We start from the raw sequence: 1722 nt of genomic DNA, 5'->3' as shown, positions 1-1722 counted from the left end.
ACCCTGCAACCTGAATATTATGTGCCCTTCATTAAATATTTTGAAGGATATAAATACCATGAGATTGCTGATATGCTGGAAATTCCTATCGGAACGGTCAAAACAAGGATACACGTGGCAAGGCAAATTCTTAAAAAATATTTAAAAACATACTCTAAAGATATTTTAGGCGCTGATATTGTTTAATACTGGCGTTGAAACCCGAGAAAGGTGTCCCACATTAGGTGACACCTTTTTTTGTTTAATTTTTATTCCGGGCCTGATTGTCTATTCTAAAACTCTACTTTTGTATAGATGAGATCATTTATTTTGGCAGCGACTTATATCTATCATGGAGTTACCGGTTTATACTAAACAGCAACTGGCTTTACGGAACGGACAAGATAAGCCTCAGATTTGGGTTGCTTTTAAGGGGGTGATTTACGATGTGGGCGAAAGCCGTTTGTGGCGTAATGGCAAACATTACGAACATTGGGCAGGCCAGGATTTAACAGAAGAATTGTTGGATGCCCCACATACGGAAGCAGTTTTTGAAAAATTTACTCCAGTTGGTCGTTTAAATGTCTAGAAAAACCTGTAACGGTATTTCCAGACATTAGATATTAATTCTTCAGGAAGAGTTAAATGGTAAAAGAACTTAAATCCACAAATTCTCTGATTCTTGCTGCGATTTCTTCTTCCTTCAGATTTAGGATTCTTTCTGTTCCGAACTTTTCTACACAGAAGGAAGCCAGCGCTGAGCCGTAAATGATTGCATTCTTCATGTTATTGAAGTTAACTGTACCTACTTTTGCCATATAGCCAATAAAGCCGCCAGCAAAGGTATCTCCAGCTCCTGTTGGATCAAAAACTTCGGCAAGTGGAAGAGCAGGGGCAGAAAAGATCTGGTCTTCATGGAACAGTAAGGCGCCATGCTCTCCCTTTTTAATGATCAGGTATTTTGGTCCCATGGTTAAGATTTTTCTGGCTGCTTTAACCAATGAATATTCTCCAGATAACTGACGGGCTTCTGCATCATTTATGGTAAGTACATCGACCAGTTTAATCGTTTCGAGCAGGTCATCCATTGCAATGTCCATCCAGAAGTTCATGGTGTCCATTACAATAAGCTTAGGCCTGTTTTTTAGACGTTTAATTACCGTTTGTTGTACCTGAGGTGTTAAATTGCCTAACATCAGATATTCGCAATCCTGGTAGCTTTCTGGAATTACAGGATCAAAGTCGGCAAGTACATTAAGTTCTGTAACCAGCGTGTCTCTGCTGTTCATGTCATTGTGGTATCTTCCAGACCAGAAGAATGACTTGCCACCTTCTTTAATCTGCAAGCCTTCTGTATCGATTCCGTGTTTGTTGAAGTTTTCGATATCTTCTTTATGGAAGTCGTCTCCAACTACAGCAACTATTTTCACTTTATTATAAAAGTAAGAAGCGGCCAGTCCGGCATAAGTTGCGGCTCCGCCTACTATTTTGTCTGTTTTTCCAAAGGGGGTCTCAATGGCATCGAATGCTACAGTTCCTATGATTATCAGGCTCATATATGAAATCTTTATTTTTTTTTAATTTTTTTCACTGCAAATATTGCATAAATAAATTAAAACCCCTAATATTGCATTCCCAAAACGAACAAGGCTTTATGTTCTTTAATAGTTCAAAAAAGGCGTTTTGGGATTAAGCCAGCATCCCGAGTAGCTCAGCTGGTTAGAGCATCTGACTGTTAATCAG

The 1722-nt window shown here is 39.0% G+C and carries 3 protein-coding genes; 2 read left to right on the top strand and 1 reads right to left on the bottom strand.

Annotated features, from left to right (window positions below):
• Window positions 1-186 (top strand): RNA polymerase sigma factor (locus DBR11_RS23695; protein ID WP_304594271.1); only part of this gene is annotated, 186 nt, incomplete at its 5' end.
• A 145-nt stretch (window positions 187-331) separates the two neighbouring features.
• Complete coding sequence (locus DBR11_RS23690; protein ID WP_108555070.1) at window positions 332-568, top strand: cytochrome b5 domain-containing protein; 237 nt, start codon at window positions 332-334, stop codon at window positions 566-568.
• 52 nt (window positions 569-620) lie between these two features.
• Here DBR11_RS23690 and DBR11_RS23685 read toward each other — a convergent pair whose 3' ends face one another.
• Complete coding sequence (locus DBR11_RS23685) at window positions 621-1535, bottom strand: PfkB family carbohydrate kinase (RefSeq protein WP_108555069.1); 915 nt, start codon at window positions 1533-1535, stop codon at window positions 621-623.
• Between the last annotated feature and the right edge of the window lie 187 nt (window positions 1536-1722).

Source organism: Pedobacter sp. HMWF019, assembly GCF_003061025.1.
GTDB lineage: Bacteria > Bacteroidota > Bacteroidia > Sphingobacteriales > Sphingobacteriaceae > Pedobacter.
This window is presented reverse-complemented; position numbering and strand designations above follow the sequence as displayed.

Excerpts from the sequence above, each read along its gene's own strand:
- DBR11_RS23685 (WP_108555069.1), bottom strand. The coding sequence starts at position 1,535 with ATGAGCCTGATAATCATAGGAACTGTAGCATTCGATGCCATTGAGACC.
- DBR11_RS23690 (WP_108555070.1), top strand. The coding sequence starts at position 332 with ATGGAGTTACCGGTTTATACTAAACAGCAACTGGCTTTACGGAACGGA.